Genomic DNA, 17,896 nt, shown 5'->3' with positions numbered 1-17,896 from the left:
GACATGTGCCAGCTCCTGAGTATGAATTGCAATACACCGACCGATATCGTGTTTAGTTTTACGGGTTTCTCTGAGCGAGGAGGCCGGACTGACGAGCACAAAGATGGTTGGGGTATCGCTTTTTTTGAAGAGCAGGGTGTGCGTCATATCATCGACGATAAACCTGCAGTAGAGTCGCCGCTGGCTGAGCTGGTCAAAACACAAGCGATCAAATCCAAGAACGTCATTGCACATATTCGCAAAGCCACCCAAGGTGAAATCTCTCTACAAAATTGCCATCCCTTCATCCGTGAAGCATGGGGGCAAGAATGGGTATTCGCACACAATGGGGATCTGAAAAGCTTTGCGCCAGAATTGACTGGCGCTTACCGTCCCCTCGGCAACACCGATAGCGAACTGGCATTTTGCTACCTCATGCAAAGTTTGACCGAAGAATTTGGTGCGCACTTGCCAAGCATTCAGCAAGTGCGTCAATTTCTCAAACGCTTCAGTGCGGAAGTGGCACAACATGGCACCTTCAATTTTACGCTCTCGAACGGCGCTGCCTTGTATGTGCATTGCTCAACCAAATTACATTACGTTGAACGCGGCTATCCTTTCACCACGGCAGCATTGAATGATGACAACTTAGCGGTCGACTTTTCCACAGTGACCACACCGCAAGATAGAGTCGCGGTGATCGTCACCGAACCGCTTACCAACAATGAGCAATGGACGGCGTTCGCGCCTGGCGAGTTAAAGGTATTTGTCGATGGTCGCGCGCTCGCCGAAGCCCATTAAACAAATTGCCCACCGAGCGGTGGGCAAATGAGTTACGAGAATTGGCGACAGGTGCCGCAAAGTCTTACCAAAAAACACTAACGCCGAATACCGGAGCCAATTTGTAGTTCAGCGAACCAATTGATGAAGCGCTTCACATCGGGACCTTGATAGATCGCGCCGTGCTGTGGGCACAGCATATCGATGTCTAAATCACTGACACGACGACACCAATCCAATTTGGCCTCATTCGATCCCATCCAACGACGATGAAATCCCTCGGCGTGACGGATATGGCGATCAAAGTCCTTCACGAAGAGATCATCCTCGCCTTGCGGCAACAGGGCCGCTCCAATATCGCCTGAGAAAAAGACTTTGGCGGTCGGATCGTACAAATTGAAATTGCCAGAAGAGTGCAGATAATGAGCCGGTACGGCACGCAGACGAATACGACCCAGAGGAATTTCCATACCGTCGTCAGGAATCGGAATGAAGGTTTCACCATTGCCGCCAAAATGGGGAATGAAAGAACTCCATAACCAACTCAAATAGCACTTAAGTTCAGGATTAAATTCCAACCACAAGGACAAAGAGGAAATCACGTCAGGATCTTGATGCGAAGAGAATAGTGCTGTGATATTGCGCGCATCCATTTCCGATGTAATGGCAGAGAACACTTCAGGGAAAATTTCCATTCCACCCGGATCCGTCAAAATCGCCTTATCGCCTTGTCGAACAATGTATTCGTTGGTATCGATCAAATAGTCTGGCTTTTCTGGATCGCGTGTCACCACATCCCAACGATGGTCGCCTTGCTCGAAGATAGTTTGAATTTTTTTCATAAGATCTCTATGGAAGTTCACCCTAGGGCGATTGATTGATCCGAAGTGGTAATACCGAGCAATGCCGTGAAATAAGCACGCCGGTCTTTAAGCATTTTTCATGGTGTTGGTGAGCTGTTTGAGATAGGAAATCGTTAAATTCATAATTTCCTCAATGCGCCCTGCCACTTGCTGCATATCGGCCAGCATGGTGCCGCCATAGGCCGCTTCAATGCGGGCATTGTGCGAGAGCATGGCGCCCGAGCTACACAAGTTTAGTGAGCGTTTGACTTCACCTTCGAGCTTTTGCCATTCTTGATTAACGAGCTCATTCAACTTCTCAACTTGCTCCCGCTTGGCTTGAAAACTATGTTCGAGCTGGCCCGCTGCAGCATCCGATTTATTGATCGTAGTTCCGAGTAAATTGAGGTTACGTTGCAACTTACGCAAATCAGCGATGCGCTTCACCAAATGAAAAATCATTTCGCCCAAGCGCGACATCATCTCTTCCATTTTTTGACTGAACACACGCAACTCCATCGCCACCACTTTAAAACCGGAGGATTGCTGTCCTGCACGTTTGGCCACCAAGATCGCGTTCATCGCCACCAAATTGATTTGATGTGAGATATCGATCACCTGTTTCAGGCCATGATTGATCGACACTGAAAGCGCCAGATCTGAGCTTGGATTACCGTGTTGCATGCTGAACTCCCTTTTGAGCGAAACCGGAAGAGCAAAATTCGTACAAACCAACTTTGTACGATTATTAGTCGAAAATCACCTTGTTTTATGTCAATTTTTAGTTCTCTGTTGCAATATGGCATCATTCCGGCAAGATCAGAATGGCGCGAAAATCGTTCACATTCGTCAAAGTCGGCCCCGTTACCAGCAGACCTCCAAGCCGTTCGAAGAAACTATAGGCATCGTTATTGTGCAAGAACTCCTGTGCTGACAAGCCTTGCTGCGCGGCGCGTGCCAAGCTGTGAGGACCTATCCATGCACCAGCATTGTCTTCACTCCCGTCTATCCCATCGGTGTCAGCCGCCAAGGCATAAATGCGCGGATGTCCCTGCAAATGCAGGCAGCAACTTAATAAGTATTCGGTATTACGGCCACCGCGCCCAAGACCAGTGAGCGTGACCGTGGTCTCACCGCCGGATAGTAAGAGCTGGGGTAGTTGCCGTTCCCCCGCTTTGGGCTGAGCCTGATCAGCCAGTTGTATCGCCAGTGCCGCATGCTCGCGGCCGAGGGTACGGGCATCACCATCTAAACGATCCGACAAAATTGTGACTTCAATGCCTTGCGCCCGCGCCCACTGCGCCGCCGCGTTGAGTGCGGTTTGTGCTTGAGCGACAAGCTCAAAACTGAGATTCAGTGAAGTTGGAAAGTGTTTGGGGGTCTCTGATTCAGGTAACTGTAGATAGCCCTCAAGCGCGGTAGAAATCGGCACGCGATAACGTCGCAAAATATCCAAAGCTTGCGCACTGGTGCTGGCATCGGGCAAAGTGGGCCCGCTGGCAATCACACTAGCGTCATCACCCGCCACATCCGAAATAACCAAACTATGGATGCGCGCTGGCGCGCAAGCCAAAGCTAAACGGCCACCTTTGATGGCTGACAAATGTTTGCGCACACAGTTGATCTCATGGATGCTAGCCCCACATCGTAACAAGGCACGGTTGATCTCTTGCTTCTCCGCCAAGCTCAGGCCATTGCTTGGCAAGCTCATTAGAGCAGAGCCGCCACCTGACCACAAAGCCAGCACCAGATCCCCTTCATGCAAACCCTGCGACCGCTGCAATAAAGCCTGCGCTGCCTGTGTACCAGCATGGTCGGGAACTGGATGCGCCGCTTCGATAACCTGTATCCGGCGCGGCATTGTCTTGGGGTCGAGGTGTCCATAACGGGTAATCACCAAGCCTTCGAGTGCGAGATCACTCCACGCTTGTTCAACCCAATACGCCATCGCCGCCGCGGCTTTACCCGCACCGATCACGATCACACGCTCAGGTTGGGACGACAAGGTGCGGCGAAAGTTCTGCAATGCAGGCGGGATGCAAGTGGCGGGTACGACAGCGGCAATCGCCTCGGCAAATAAGCGACGTAAGAATGATTCAGCGTGATCGTGGTCGGGTTGAAACATGGTGCAGCGAACTTTCATCGTAGACTTGGACGCGCCCATAGAAGTGTACAAAATGAGCTGGACACGACCGTCAGCACAATTACGGGACACACATCGTATTAGCGAGCGAGGCAGGATAAAATACCAGTTTTACGGGCAAATGTTGAGTCATTTGATGCGCAATTTTCGGCGCCTTTGCTTCTTAACTTGCTTCTTGATTTGCGTCTTAGTTTGCTATGTCATTTGCCGCACCCTTCTCTCTGTTTTATGAAAATCAGTCAGCATTCTTTTGATTTCAGTGCGATTGCACCCGCGATGCAATCCTATGTCGATCGCAAAATTCTCGCCGGCGTATCGTCCGCGGTGTTACATGGTCAAGATTTAGTTCATTTCGAAACTTGCGGCTGGGCTGATATTGAACAGGGTATTCCGCTTGAACCACAGCATCTGTTTCGAGTCTTTTCGAACAGTAAATTGGTAACCTCGATTGCCATCATGCAGCTAGTCGAAGAAGGCTTGTTGAAGCTCGATGATCCGCTACAAGACTACTTGCCGCAGATGGCCAATCGCCGCGTACTCTTACCGGGCGCAACCAGCATCGATCAAACCGAAGCGGCGCAATCTTTGATCACGATACGACAGTTGCTCAACCACACTTCGGGGCTGAGTTATGGTTTGCTCGACCATGGCAGCACCATCTACAAAGCCTATGTTGAGCGTAAAGTACTGAATGCCTTCGAGCCCTTATCCGAATTGATCAATGTCTTGGAAGATTTACCTCTGAGTTTTCATCCAGGCACGGCATGGGAGTATTCGATTGCGACCGATGTCTTATCGCGCGTCGTGGAAGTGGTCAGTGGTGATAGTTTCGATATCTACCTTCATCACAAAATCTTCTCGCCACTCGGCATGAACGACACTGGCTTTTGGTTGCCTGCGCATAAGCACCATCGCTTATGTGCCTACTATGCGGGCAGTGATCCTATGAACACGCTCAATCGCGACCTCAAACGTCTCGATAAATCGCCCTATCCAGAAGCCTTTTTGAAGCCGATTCCGCGCTTTTCAGGTGGTGGTGGTTTGGTCTCCAGCATGCAAGACATGATCCGTTTGATGCGCAGTCTGATGCCGGGTGGACCACGCGTCCTCCAACAAGAAAGCATCGATTTGATGATGCAAAATCATTTGCCGGATGGCTGGGGTATTTCTTTCCCTAGTGTTGGTGCGGTGCCTGGTAAAGGATTTGGTTTCGGGGGCGCGGTCACCATCACCCCTGGACCGAATGATCCTGCCCAGTCCGAAGGAGAATTTGAGTGGGGCGGCATTGCGGGCACGCACTGGTGGATTTCGCCGCGTCACAATATGGCCGGGCTGCTGATGACGCAAAGGCAGATGGCATTTTGGCATCCGTACTCGTTTGAATTCAAACGTTTGGTGTATCAGGCAATGTTGAAATAAGAGACGCTGGCTGTCTGAGTGAAAGAATCGCTCAGCGCGATGATGTTACTATGCGAGTCAACGGGCCGTAAGTTGAACTCAGCGAGTGAGCTTGTCAGTCCACTAGCACTAACGCATTTTTTGTTTTTCGCCATCCCATGTCACAACACATTTTGCTCGTCGAAGACGAAATCGCTATCGCAGATAATCTGGCATATGCCTTAGCAACCGATGGCTTTATTCCCAAGCATGTAGGTTTAGGCCAAGCCGCGCTCGATGCTTTACAAGCGGCCGAACCAAGCTACAGCTTAGTGGTGCTTGATGTCGGTTTGCCCGATCTAAACGGCTTTGAAGTGTGTCGCCGCCTGCGCCAATTCAGCAGCGTCCCTGTGATTTTTTTGACCGCACGCAGCGATGAAATTGATCGCATTGTTGGACTCGAAATCGGTGCCGACGACTATGTCACCAAACCTTTCTCGCCGCGCGAATTAGTGGCTAGAGTGCGCGCGGTGTTGCGTCGCCAGTTGGCACCGAACACGGTGACGCATGTCAAAGAGGTTCCCGAGCGCTTTGAACTGCGCGAAGAAGAAGGACGTATTCTGTATTTCGGCCATCTATTGGTGTTAACACGCTACGAATACTTACTCTTAAAGACGCTGATTGAACGCCCGAATCAATTGTTTTCACGGGCGCAATTAATGGATAGAGTGTGGACTCATGCCGCCAACACCATGGATAGAACAGTGGATACGCATATCAAGTCTTTACGTGCCAAATTAAAAGCCATCAACGAGAACGACGACCCAATCCAAACCCATCGAGGTATGGGTTACAGCATCGCCGTCGCCTAGTTCCCAGCAGAGCCAACCCAACACTGAGCATCAACCATGAGAATCGGATTACGCATCTTACTCGGTTACTTTCTCATTCTGGGATTGGCTGCATGGTTTGTGTTGAATGTCTTTGTCATGGAAGTCAGACCCGGTGTCCGTGCCACTTTGGAAGACACCTTGATCGATACCGCACAACTTTTGGCGCGCTTGGTCGCCGAGGATGTCAAGCAGGGTGATCTGGCCCATGCGCCATTATTGAAGCGCTTGGAAAACTACGCGCAACGCAGTATCGATGTCAAACTCAGCGGCGTGCAGAAAGTAAAGTCGCAACTCGATTACCGCATCTACATTACCGACGCTCAAGGCATCGTCATTTTTGATTCAGACAATAAGGACCTTGGCAAAGATTACTCACGCTGGAACGATGTCTATCTCACTCTACGCGGTCAATATGGTGCCCGCAGTACCCGCGCCAATCCCGATGATGAAGACAGTACCGTCATGCATGTGGCGGCGCCCATCATGGATAACAACAACGACGGCAAACCGCGCCGCTTACTCGGTGTGTTGACCGTCGCCAAACCCATCTCGACCATCAAACCGTTTATTGAACGCAGTCAAAAGAAAATTTTGCAACGCAGCTTTTGGGCTTTATTGGTGTCGCTGTTGATCGGGATCGGCTTTTCTTGGTGGTTGAGTCGTTCGCTCAAACGTTTGCAGGATTACGCCAAAGCCGTCAGCGTCGATGCCAAGACCAGCTTGCCCAAATTAGGCAATAATGAAATTGGTGAACTCGGCTTGGCGCTCGAAAGTATGCGCGCCAAACTCGAGGGGAAAGAGTATGTCGAAACCTTGATGCACACTTTGACCCACGAACTCAAGAGTCCGATCGCAGCGATTCAAGGCTCCGCGGAGTTACTCAAAGAAGATATGCCAGAAGCCGAACGGCAACGCTTCCTGAGCAACATCATTGAACAAAATCAAAGACAAAGAAATTTAATCGATCGACTGCTGCAATTGGTGCGTCTGGAAAAGCAGCAAAGACTAGAACAAGTCGAACCTATCGATCTTGCGCAGCTGTTGAAAGAAGTCCTCGAGGATTGCCAAGTCGCACTCGATCGCAAGCACATCCAAACCCATCTGGTACTGCCAGAATCGAACGTTCAGCTGGCAGGCGATCATCTGTTACTGCGCCAAGCGCTCGGCAATTTGTTCGACAATGCGATCGCTTTTAGCCCGCCACAATCAAGCATCACCGTGAGCGCGGTGCGAGAAGAGCAGCAACTGTGTCTGCGCATTGATGACCAAGGCACAGGCATCCCCGACTATGCACTCGACAAATTGTTTGAACGCTTTTACTCATTACCACGTCCTGACAGCGATAAAAGTACCGGACTTGGCCTACCGTTTGTCAAAGAGGTGGCCAGCCTACATGGTGGTAGCGTGCACCTGATGAATCGCGCCAACGATGGCGTTGATCTACTCGGCGTACGTGCAGAAATGCGCTTACCGCTACCGCACTGAACCGACTTCACATCCACCACACAAAACTCGCGTTCGCACTTCACAGTCACCTCATCAAGGCTTCACAGTCGAAGCTTACAGTGCAGGCTCCGAATAATTCTCAGGAGCACCTGATGCAAAAGACCTTGTTTCTCAAAGTGATGAGTATTCTCTTACTCATGGCCGTCATTTTAGTTCCTCTCCTCATGATTGAAGGCACGATCAATTCGCGCATTTTCTTCCGCGCGGAGGCGGTACGCAGCATTGCCGAAGATTCGGTGTCGAATCAGACTTTGATTGGCCCACTCTTCATCATTCCTTATACCGAAACCTATCAAGAAGAACAGATCGAAGAGGCCAGCAAACAAAAAATCATGCGCACCCTCAAGCTGAATCGCCTGATCTATGTGTTTCCCAATGAGCTCGAACTGTCGGCCAATATGGAGACCGCCCAACGTTACCGTGGCATGCATAAAGTCTTGGTCTATAGCGGCCAACATACCATCAAGGGCGATTTCGAAATCCCTAGCTTAGACAGCATCAGTCATGAAAAGCCCAATTCACACATCACGATTGGCGAACCCTATGTCAGCTTGGGATTGAGCGACACACGTGGTTTGAAGAATGTGCCGAATATTGCACTCAATGGCAATCGTTACGAATTCAAACAAAACAGTCGCCTCGAACAATTGCAACACGGCTTGCATGCCCCGGTCACCTTATCGCAATTAAAGCAGGGCGAAAAAATGGCATTTGATTTAAGCCTCTTGATCGACGGCATTGAACAAATGGCATTTGTACCGATAGGCAAGAATAATCAATTTACCGTGCAGTCAAAATGGCAGCATCCGCAATTCTTCGGTCGCTTCCTTCCCTCTGCTAAACAGAACGAACGAAAGATTGGTGAAAACGGCTTCGACGTGACTTGGAATATCTCTTCCTTGTCCAGCAATGCGCAACAACAAATACTTGCCTCCGATTGCTGCGTGGCCACTACGCCAAAAGGAGCTGAACGTAGTGACGCGAATGCATCCGCCGAATACACTGCGGCCGCGCAAGGCGTGCGTCAAATTGATAGTTTTGGGGTGGCCTTTATCGAACCGATCAATGCCTATTCGCAAACTGCCCGTGCCACCAAATACGGTCTGCTATTTGTTGCCTTAACCTTTGCTGCTTTCTTTTTGTTTGAGGTATTGAAGCAGTTGCGCATACATCCCGTGCAATACATCTTGGTCGGTTTGGCCTTAGTGATCTTCTTCTTGCTCCTGTTAAGCCTTTCTGAACATATCGCTTTCATCAAAGCGTATTTGATCGCGAGCGGAGCTTGTATCAGCCTTATCGCCTTTTACTTGGCACATGTGCTGCAGAGTTGGAAACGTGGCTTGGGGTTTGGCTTTGCGCTGAGCGTTTTATACGGTGTGTTATATGGCTTACTGCAGTCAGAAAATAATGCACTGATCATGGGCAGCACACTGTTGTTCGCCGTACTCGCCGCCATCATGTTGATCACACGTAAAGTCGACTGGTATCAAATCGGAAAGTCCAACGAAGCCCCACTCAATCTCTAAACAACAATTTCCCTCCTCTTGCCTGAGTCGTGCTTTTGCCGGCCGCTCAGGCTTTTTTATTGTCGAAAAGACTATTCTGTCTCATTTCCATCGCGCAATTCTGTTCAATCCAGTTTGTTTAAAAATTGCCCGTGCGCATCATCAACGCCTGCATTACTATGTATTTATTCAGGCACCCATTTTTACTGCTCGCTTTTCACAGACGCTTATGAAGAACCGTGTGAAGCACCACATCCTTGCCTTAGCCCTGCTCGGCTTAGGTATTAGCACGCCCATCGCTCACACCGGCGCGGCACAACCCGGTACGCTGCGTTTCGATCAAATTACCAATATGCAGGGCTTCAACGCCCAATCCATCACGGCTGTTTTGCAGGACCGCCAAGGATTTATGTGGTTTGGCACCCAAGCTGGCTTGGTGAAATATGATGGCTATCGCAACACCGTCTACCGCAGCGACCCGCGTGACCCCAATAGTTTGATGGATAATTTCGTCTCCGCAGCATTTGAGGATCAGCAAGGTGGCCTGTGGATCGGTACCCAATCAGGCCTCTCTTTTTTCGACAAAGCGAATAATCGATTCACGAATTTCCGCCGCAAAGACACCTATAGCGGAGCCTCAGTCAACTATAAAGTTTTTACCATCCTGAGTGACGGCGAACAAGGTCTATGGCTAGCCACTGACTACGGCCTAATGCATTTCGATACCAAGACCCACGCCTTCCAAGATTACCGCCACGAGCAAGGCGATGGCGAGGGCATACGCACCGACTTACTGAATACTATCGTACGCGATAAAGAGGGCAATCTCTGGATTGCCAGCCCTAACGGTTTGGATTTAATGCGTCCACCCGATGACAAATTTATTCATATCAATATCGACATTGTGGGCCGTTCAAGAGCGGCGCAAAACAATGTGGTGGATCTCTCGCTCGGCCCCGACCAGATTTTGTGGATAGGTACCGACGCTGGCTTAGCGACCATCAATTTAAAAGAGAAACCCTACATCGTGCGCCCCGTCGGTGAAAACGAAGGTTTTTCTGTAGCACGCATTCAAACCCTTTATCGAGCTAATGATGGCAAATTGTGGATAGGCACCATCAATGCGGGTTTGCGTATGTACGATCCGAAGACTGGTGAATTCACCTCCTATCGACATCGTCCGCTCGATCCCAATAGCTTGATGCACAACCATGTCAGCAAGATTTTCCAAGATCGCACCGGGGCCTTATGGGTTGGAGCACGCTCTTCAGGATTGAGTCGGGTTGACTTACTCAGCGGTGGTTTTAATCGCTACGTCCAATTTCAAGATGATGCTACCGGCGATAGCGACAACCGTGTACGCGCTTTAGCCATTGCCGGACAAAATCAATTATGGCTCGGTACTTACGCTGGTGGGCTATTAAGACTCAACACCAAGACGCGACAAGTGGAAGTGTGGCGCAAGCAGGCTGGCAGCAATAAAGGTTTGATCGAAAATCAAATCGGTGCTTTGTGGAGCGACAAAGATGGCAAATTATGGGTCGGGACTCGCTCCGGTTTGGTTCTCTTCAATCCCGACAAAAACGAATTCAAACCCGTCTTCGTGAGTGAAGAACCGAACGATAACTACATCGAGCGCATCATTGTGGATCGCGATAATACGATGTGGATTTCGAGTCGCGGTGGCATTCATCGACGCCGTGCCCATGAGTCGAGTTTCAAAACCTTTCGCCACAATGCGAACCAAGCCGATAGCCTAGGAAATAGTTGGTCCTTAACTTTGATGGAGAGTAGCAAAGGTGTACTGTGGATAGGCACCATGAACGGTCTCGATCGCTATAACAAAGATAGCGAAACCTTCACGCACTATCGTCATGATGATAGTCAAGTCGGCACCATCAGCCACAATCGCGTTCATGCTTTGTTTGAGGATAGCAAAGGCCGCTTGTGGGTCGGCACCTCCGGTGGTCTGAACCTGATGGAAGAACAAGCCGATGGCCAAGTGCGCTTCCGTTTCTTCCCAACACAGAGCGATGGATCGGCTGAGTCAATCGGCGGCATTCTAGAAGATAGTGCAGGGAATATCTGGATTAGTAGCACCGCTGGAATTTCTAAATTGAACGTCGCCACTGGGCAATTTAAGAATTACACGGCACGCGATGGCATGATTGATGGTTCTTTTCTCATCGGTGCCACGCTCATGACCGACGACGGTATCATGAACTTCGGTGGCTGGAATGGTTTAACCAGCTTCCGTCCAGAAGACATTCGCGACAATCCTGTGCCACCGCCTGTGGTCATCACGGATTTCTTAATTTCCAATCAGAGTATTCTGCAAAGTCGATCGAATGAAAGTAAACAAAACGCGATTGCGCTCTCTGAACTTAAACGTATTACCCTCGATCACACCGAATCAATTTTCTCGATTGAATTCGCCGCACTGCATTACGCCGATCCCAGTGCCAATCGTTTTAGTTACAAGCTAGTAGGATTTGACGACAAGTGGGTGGAAACTGGCGCGAATAAACGCTTTGCAACTTTCACGAACTTAGATCCGGGCACATACACATTCCAAGTTAAAGCCAGCAACAAGAACGGCATATGGAATGAAGAACCGACCAGCTTGGAAATCGTCATCACACCTCCATTCTGGAAAACCTGGTGGTTCCGCCTGAGCCTGTTTCTCAGTATTGCCGGACTCACGTATGCGGTGTTCTTATACCGCGTCCGCCAACTGTTACAACAAAAGACCCAACTCGCTAGCTTGGTCAAAGAGCGTACCTTAGAGCTAGAAGAACAAAAAGCCTCTATTCAGCAACAGAAGGAAGTACTCGAGCACGCCCACAAAAACATTTCATTGTTAAGTGAGATCGGTAAAGATATCACCTCAACACTCGATACTGAAGCCATCATTGGACTACTATATCGCAACGTCAACGAACTGATGGATGCCACTGTGTTTGGGGTCGGCTTCTATGATCCACAAAGGCAAATCATCGACTTCCCCTTTGTCACGGAAGCGGGCAAGCGCTATGAACACTACACCCGCGACTTTCGTCAGAAAAATCAACTACCGGTCTGGTGTATCGAGCATCAAAAAGAAATTTTTATTAATGACCTTCGCAACGAATATCAGAACTACATCGATGATTTAAGTCTGACCGAAGACCCCGAGAAATGGGGCGCAGTTTTGAAAGATGGCACCAGCACGCCAAATCCGCAATCGATTCTGTACGTTCCGATTTTCGTAAAAGGTGAGATTCGCGGCGTGGTGGGTGTGCAAAGTTACAAATGCTTTGCTTATTCGAATACCGATCTCGACATCCTGCGTACACTGGCTTCTTATGTAGGAATTGCAGTCGACAATGCGGATGCTTACGAACAGTTGAAAGAAACCCAAAACCAACTGGTCGAACGTGAAAAACTAGCGGCACTGGGGTCTTTGGTGGCGGGGGTTTCTCATGAATTGAATACGCCGCTCGGCAATAGTTTGCTAATCGCAAGCTCGATCGAAGACAATATTGATCGCATTAGCGAGATCATTGAGACCGGCCCTGTCAAACGATCCGATTTCAAACTATTCGCCACACGTTGCAAAGATGCCTGCGTGTTACTGCTCAGGAGCCTACGGACCAGTGCCAATCTAGTCAGCAGTTTCAAACAAGTCGCGGTCGACCAAGCCAGTGCTCAAGCCCGTCACTTTAACTTGCAACAGACCTGCAATGAGGTAGTTGCGACGATGATGAATCAAGTACGTCAGGCCGGCCATCAACTGAGCATTGATGTACCGAAGGATATTCAACTTTATAGTTATCCTGGGCCACTCGGCCAAGTCTTGATTAATCTATTGCAGAATGCCCTGCTGCATGCCTTTGATGGACGCCAAAACGGGGAAATGCGCTTGAGTGCTGAAATGTTGAACGAATTCGAGGTTAGGCTGCGCTTCCACGACAACGGGGTTGGTATTCCTGAGGAAAACCTCAACCGCATTTTCGAACCCTTCTTCACGACCAAATTAGGTTATGGCGGTTCCGGTTTAGGGATGCACATTACTTACAATATTGTGACCCAGGTCCTTGAAGGCAGCATTCGCGTCGACTCTGAAGTCGAGGTCGGCACGACTGTCACGATTGACATTCCAGTTCACCTTCATCCCGCCATTGCCGAGGGGATTTAATCCTCGGTCTTCACACAATCTGTAAGGTCTCTTCTCCACCCAAGCTATCGAAAACATGTGGGTGGAGAACAGACTTTTACATCGAGGTGCTGTAAATACGGCTTAAGCCTCAGGCACCGCAGTGACTAATCCCTCTTTTTTTGCGGATTGAATAATCTCTTTGACCTTCTTCTGGAATTCACGTTGTTTCAATTCCATCTGTTCGCCAAGGCGCCCCATTTCTTCACCGAGTTGCTCCATTGGTTTGCTGGCGTCTTGCATTTTGGCGCTGTAAGCTTTGAGGGGTTCTAAAGACTTCTGCAGAGCTTCTTGATCGATATGCATATTCGCTACTTCAGCTTGCAATTTCTTCGACATTTCTTGCATCTGTTCCTGCATCTTCTGCATCGCGGCGCGGTCGCCTTCCCGCGCCTCATCGTTCTTACGATTTGCCATACGTTCTGCGATCACTTCCATCTTACGACCGAGCGCTTCCATTTTACGTTCAAAGGCTTGCATGCGGGCGTCGTTCGCACGATCGAATTTGGGCTCTTTAATCTGCACGGATTCCATCTGTTTACCGATTTCTTCCATCACCTTGCCCTGCGCCTCCATTTTCTTGCCTTGCTCTTCCATCTGTTTGCTGACCGCCTCCAATGGCGCTTGAGCATCATGTAATTGAGCGATCACTTTAGGATCACGAATCACAAATGACTTGCCATCTTCACGGAACCAGAGAAACGCACCTTTATTGTCACGCTTAAGTTTCTCGACCATCTTGCGATCGCTGCGGCCGCCGCTCATGTAATGCACATCTTCTTTCGCTGGATCCACTAAAGCCATGGTCAAAGCATCTTTTTCATCGTCGCTCTTGCTGCGCTTCGCCACTTTTTGATCTGGCTCAGGCACGGGTGGCAGCGCCTCCATACCACGCACCTCACTAAGCGCCTCGGTGATGGTCGATGCTGCGGTTGGTGGTGGCGCAGAGATGACGGGATTGGCGATACTGAGCGGAGCGCTATGTGCTACCACCAATGGTGCGATGGTCGGTGCGGTGCTTGCGACCATTGCCGGTTGCGCGGCCGTAGTTGGCACGCTTGCTTGCGCTACCAAAGCCGCACAAGCAGCTGAAATGCTCAACATAGGCAAAGCTAATTTCCAAGCGAAAGGCTTCGCGGAAAGCTCGGGTTTAATTAATCGTTTAATGCGTAACATCAGATTTTCTCCTCGGGCCGATAAGGCCGGTTGGGGGTTGATGAACTGGAATTGTTCCAGCTCGGACAAGGCAAGAGCCAGGCGCCGCGGTTCGCCTAGTAATCCTGCTGCTAAATCATCGGCAATTTGTTCGCGTTCTATGCGTATCTGCTTGGAAATCCACCAAACGGCAGGGTGATAGAACAGCGCGATCTCGACCACGCTTTGCAACAAATTCACTAGGTAGTCGAAGCGCTTGATATGCGCCACTTCGTGCGCCAATAAAGCTTCGACTAATTCAATCGGCATGCCGGTCGCTAGTGCGCTTGGCAAGATCACCATGGGACGCCACCAACCGGCGGTCATCGGTGATTCTAAGTGTTCGGAGAGACCGATACGAATCGGCGTCTTAATGTATAAAGCCTCGGCAAAGCGATCAAGTTTCGCTTGCCATTCAGCACTCGGACTTTGTTTGGCATGATTCACTTGTTGCTGGACCCACACCAGCCCCGCGATGAAACGCAGGAACAATCCCAGCATGCCCAACATCCACACCGTGACCACCACTGGTGCTTGACGCTGCACAAAAGCGCTCAGGTCGATGCCAAGCGTCTCGGCTGCTTGTGTATTATGTTGCTGGAACAGAGCGCTGGTTTCTTGATTCGGTGCGATCTTCTCTATGGAGTTTGCATTTTCTTTCGATGCTGCGGCGCTCATCGCACTCACATCAACACTCGGCCAATGGCTCACCACATAACTCGTCGGAAGCGCGGCACACAGCGCCAGCGCCACACTCGCTACCAAATAACGCCACTTGGTATTTGCACGTCGTAACACAAACAAGAGCAGGGCTGTGGCCAATGCCAACAATGCTCCTTGCCAAACAAAGTGCAGCAACGCGGTTCCCACCACGGGAACCCAAGCAGCGTTCATCGATATCATTTTTCATCTCCATGCAGGAAAGCTTGAATCTCTTGGCGGTCCTTGTCGCTGACGTGTTCTTTCAAGGCCGCCATAATCAATTCTTTTCCCGAACCAGCGAAGGCCTTTTGAATAAAGTCCTTCAATAAATTGGTTTGCAATTTCTGCTGTGCCTGCGCTGCGGCATACACATGCGAACGCGCACTTTCATCGCGCGTCAACAAGCCATCGGCAAACATCATTTGCAACTGACGCAGCACCGTCGCCTGACTAATCTCAGGACGCTCGACCTGGGCCCATTCAAAAACTTGCTTGGCCGTACCTGGACCGTGTTGCCACAAGGCCTTCAATAAAACCAACTCGGCCGGCGTCGGCTTACGTACGGCTGCTGCCTTGTTCTTGGCTACTTTGTTTTGCGTTTCTGTTTTATTAGACATACCCATTTCTCCCATTTCGGAAGTAGCATAAACCATTTAGAAAAAATTTTCTAGAAATTTTTTTCTAGATTGAGTGGGGCAGTTCAATTCAAGCAAAAACCGCATTTTCTGGAATTTGGCACCATTTGGCACTTAGTGAGCTCTCATTCATTTGTTGACGTGGTCATCAAACTAGATAAGATTGCAATCTCCTCACTATGCGTACTGCATTCTTAATACTTCCACTCGACCACTTCCAATTGACATCCTTATGGAAATACATGACATCGACAGAGTACTGCTGTTAATCAAAGAAATAGAAGAGGCGATTGTGACGCACGGATCGCAGGCTCACTCACTCTCCCATGTGTGCAACATTGTTTCATCGAAATCCAAAGAACTCCTGAACTCCACGGACTCTCTTTCGCCCATTTTAAGAACAGCGCTGGTGATCAATTGGAAAGAAAGTGCCATGCAATCTCGCTACAAGAGATTCAAGGAACTATTCCCAGAGGTCACCGATCTTCAGCATCTCAAAAAGCTGATTGAGTCAATCAATGCCTTCGATTTTTGTACTATCTATCTCAACATCAAGCCCAACCCCACAAAGCCCCAAGCGAATCCAAAGTACGCGCTCTTGAAGACACTCACAGATGGTTTTTTGGAATACAAAGATTTGATTGGCGCATCAAATGAAATGGAAGCGCTTCGGCACTGGGCCACACGCGTCAATGTCAAAGATTTGCGTAATGACTTTATCGGAAGAAGAAAAGGCGTTGGAATTGGCGTGGTTGAGAACATCCGCTTAAATCTAGGTTACACGGTGATCAAACCAGATCGACATGTCATTGGGGTGGTTCAACATTTCTTGAAGCTTGATATTCAGCCTGAGAATTACCTGGAGTTATCGCGAGCTCTTGGCATCGATGCTCGATATCTCGACTGCCTACTGTTCGAATATGGAAAGCTCAAAAATATCTCGGCTTAAAGAGCCAAAAGAAACAAAAGAAACAAAAGAAACGAAATTCAGATCGTGCACTGGAAGAGGCATTCGATAACACCACCCCGCTTGAAAAAGATGCAGATGCGACCTTAACGATCATCGTGAAATTTAGCAAGAGCTCAGACAAAGTGAGCATCGAAGTCGCTCAAAGATACTTTCCATGAGACATGGAAACTATCGACAGGACAATCGCAGCCCGGCTGTTCGGCTCGTTTGTCGCGAGCAAGGTCGATTGCGATTTAGGCACAGAGAAAACTTGATGGATCACCTTTTCGTCACCACGCGCATGACGAACAAGGCGTAAACCAAGACCAAAGCTCGCCCACATTAGACTAGGGATTACACTGCGGGCAATGGCGCGGGTCGGCGTATTGGAGATCTTGGCGTTGGCGCATCTCCTCATGCTTACACAATACGCAGCGCAAGGTCTCGCTGAGGTAAGTCGTGGTCGGTGTTCCGCACAATTCGCAGGGCAAACCCGGCTGTCTTTGTACGACTGAAAATCCCGGCGCAGCGCATTGTGGGCAGCACGACAAAATGCGTTGTGCCAAGTCCTCGCTGGCGTGTGCAATATGGCTCATGCGAGTGGGGCTGGCAAAGGCCCGTAGATCAGGCTCGACAAACACTTTGCGGTTATCGGCTTCCATTTGTAGGTTCGTAAAAGCGTCGCCCAACTTTTCCCAACTACCTATGCCTTTGATAAAGCGTGGATCTTTCTCTGATTGCGGACGCATCACGACTTGTTGTTGGGGGAAGCCGAGTTTGCGAACGAACTGTTCGACATCATCCCAATTGGCGGTCAAGATCTGCCCGGCAATGGTTGATCCTTGCGCCATACCGACCACTTCAATGCCCAATTCATCGTCGATCAAGACCATGATTTCACGATTCCACGGCATCATGCCTGTGTAGGGATCGGTGCTAAAACTTCCCTCACTGGCTAAGCCGATTTTCAATCCGGCCAACTCCATGCCCTTACGCGCTTTGCGACGGGCGGCATCAAGTTGAGTACCGCTACGCGGAACATCACGCGTGAAACTACCGAGCAAATCTGTATCGTAGCCGCTCACATGGATCACTTCACATCCCAACACGGGTTCCAGTGCAGCAGCGACGACCTCTTGTTTTCCATGCTGGGTCAGAAAAGCGATCTTCTGACCTCTGTATTTTGATTGGTTCAT

General features: G+C 49.6%; 13 protein-coding genes. 7 read left to right on the top strand and 6 right to left on the bottom strand.

The window, feature by feature from the left end; all coding sequences use genetic code 11:
• The first annotated feature begins 3 nt into the window (after positions 1-3).
• Positions 4-780, top strand: a complete 777-nt coding sequence (locus RF679_RS00310) for a class II glutamine amidotransferase (protein ID WP_309482227.1) — start codon at positions 4-6, stop codon at positions 778-780.
• A gap of 77 nt (positions 781-857) precedes the next feature.
• Here RF679_RS00310 and RF679_RS00305 read toward each other — a convergent pair whose 3' ends face one another.
• The 3 genes from RF679_RS00305 to RF679_RS00295 all read right to left on the bottom strand — a co-directional run bounded on the left by RF679_RS00305 (position 858) and on the right by RF679_RS00295 (position 3,726).
• Entirely contained in the window at positions 858-1,601 is a 744-nt protein-coding gene (locus RF679_RS00305; RefSeq protein WP_309482226.1) for an oxygen-binding di-iron domain-containing protein, read from the bottom strand.
• Positions 1,602-1,688: 87 nt separating this feature from the next.
• Positions 1,689-2,285, bottom strand: a complete 597-nt coding sequence (locus RF679_RS00300) for a methyl-accepting chemotaxis protein (RefSeq protein WP_309482225.1) — start codon at positions 2,283-2,285, stop codon at positions 1,689-1,691.
• Between the two features lie 121 nt (positions 2,286-2,406).
• On the bottom strand, positions 2,407-3,726 hold the full coding sequence (locus RF679_RS00295) for a glycerate kinase type-2 family protein (RefSeq protein ID WP_309482224.1): 1,320 nt from the start codon (positions 3,724-3,726) through the stop codon (positions 2,407-2,409).
• A 294-nt stretch (positions 3,727-4,020) separates the two neighbouring features.
• On the opposite strand from RF679_RS00295, the gene RF679_RS00290 reads away from it, so the two are divergent.
• From RF679_RS00290 to RF679_RS00270, 5 genes are all read left to right on the top strand, one after another.
• Positions 4,021-5,163: a serine hydrolase domain-containing protein gene (locus tag RF679_RS00290; RefSeq protein ID WP_309482223.1), complete on the top strand. Its 1,143-nt coding sequence runs from the start codon at positions 4,021-4,023 to the stop codon at positions 5,161-5,163.
• A gap of 137 nt (positions 5,164-5,300) precedes the next feature.
• On the top strand, positions 5,301-5,993 hold the full coding sequence (gene creB, locus RF679_RS00285) for a two-component system response regulator CreB (RefSeq protein ID WP_309482222.1): 693 nt from the start codon (positions 5,301-5,303) through the stop codon (positions 5,991-5,993).
• A gap of 36 nt (positions 5,994-6,029) precedes the next feature.
• The gene (gene creC / locus RF679_RS00280) at positions 6,030-7,499 is read left to right on the top strand and encodes a two-component system sensor histidine kinase CreC (protein WP_309482221.1); all 1,470 of its coding nucleotides are present in this window, start codon (positions 6,030-6,032) and stop codon (positions 7,497-7,499) included.
• 113 nt (positions 7,500-7,612) lie between these two features.
• Positions 7,613-9,046 carry a cell envelope integrity protein CreD gene (gene creD / locus RF679_RS00275; RefSeq protein ID WP_309482220.1) on the top strand — a complete coding sequence of 478 codons (1,434 nt, stop codon included), beginning with the start codon at positions 7,613-7,615 and terminating at the stop codon, positions 9,044-9,046.
• Positions 9,047-9,266: 220 nt separating this feature from the next.
• Entirely contained in the window at positions 9,267-13,202 is a 3,936-nt protein-coding gene (locus RF679_RS00270; protein WP_309482219.1) for a sensor histidine kinase, read from the top strand.
• 102 nt (positions 13,203-13,304) lie between these two features.
• On the opposite strand, the gene RF679_RS00265 is transcribed toward RF679_RS00270, so the two are convergent.
• Entirely contained in the window at positions 13,305-15,317 is a 2,013-nt protein-coding gene (locus tag RF679_RS00265; RefSeq protein WP_309482218.1) for a M56 family metallopeptidase, read from the bottom strand.
• A complete protein-coding gene (locus RF679_RS00260; protein WP_309482217.1) occupies positions 15,314-15,733 on the bottom strand; it encodes a BlaI/MecI/CopY family transcriptional regulator in 420 nt (139 codons plus the stop codon). Before RF679_RS00260 ends, RF679_RS00265 begins: the two co-directional genes overlap by 4 nt.
• A gap of 181 nt (positions 15,734-15,914) precedes the next feature.
• Here RF679_RS00260 and RF679_RS00255 point away from each other — a divergent pair, with 181 nt between their 5' ends.
• Positions 15,915-16,700 (top strand): hypothetical protein, encoded by a 786-nt coding sequence (locus tag RF679_RS00255; protein ID WP_309482216.1) that lies wholly within the window; start codon positions 15,915-15,917, stop codon positions 16,698-16,700.
• 347 nt (positions 16,701-17,047) lie between these two features.
• Here RF679_RS00255 and RF679_RS00250 read toward each other — a convergent pair whose 3' ends face one another.
• Positions 17,048-17,896, bottom strand: coding sequence for a DUF6671 family protein (locus RF679_RS00250; protein WP_309482215.1), 849 nt, complete (start codon positions 17,894-17,896; stop codon positions 17,048-17,050).

Origin of the sequence: Undibacterium cyanobacteriorum, assembly GCF_031326225.1 — a bacterium.
In the GTDB taxonomy this organism is placed as follows: domain Bacteria; phylum Pseudomonadota; class Gammaproteobacteria; order Burkholderiales; family Burkholderiaceae_D; genus Undibacterium; species Undibacterium cyanobacteriorum.
Note: the sequence above shows the minus strand (reverse complement) of the source record. Positions and strands in the feature narration are given on the sequence as shown.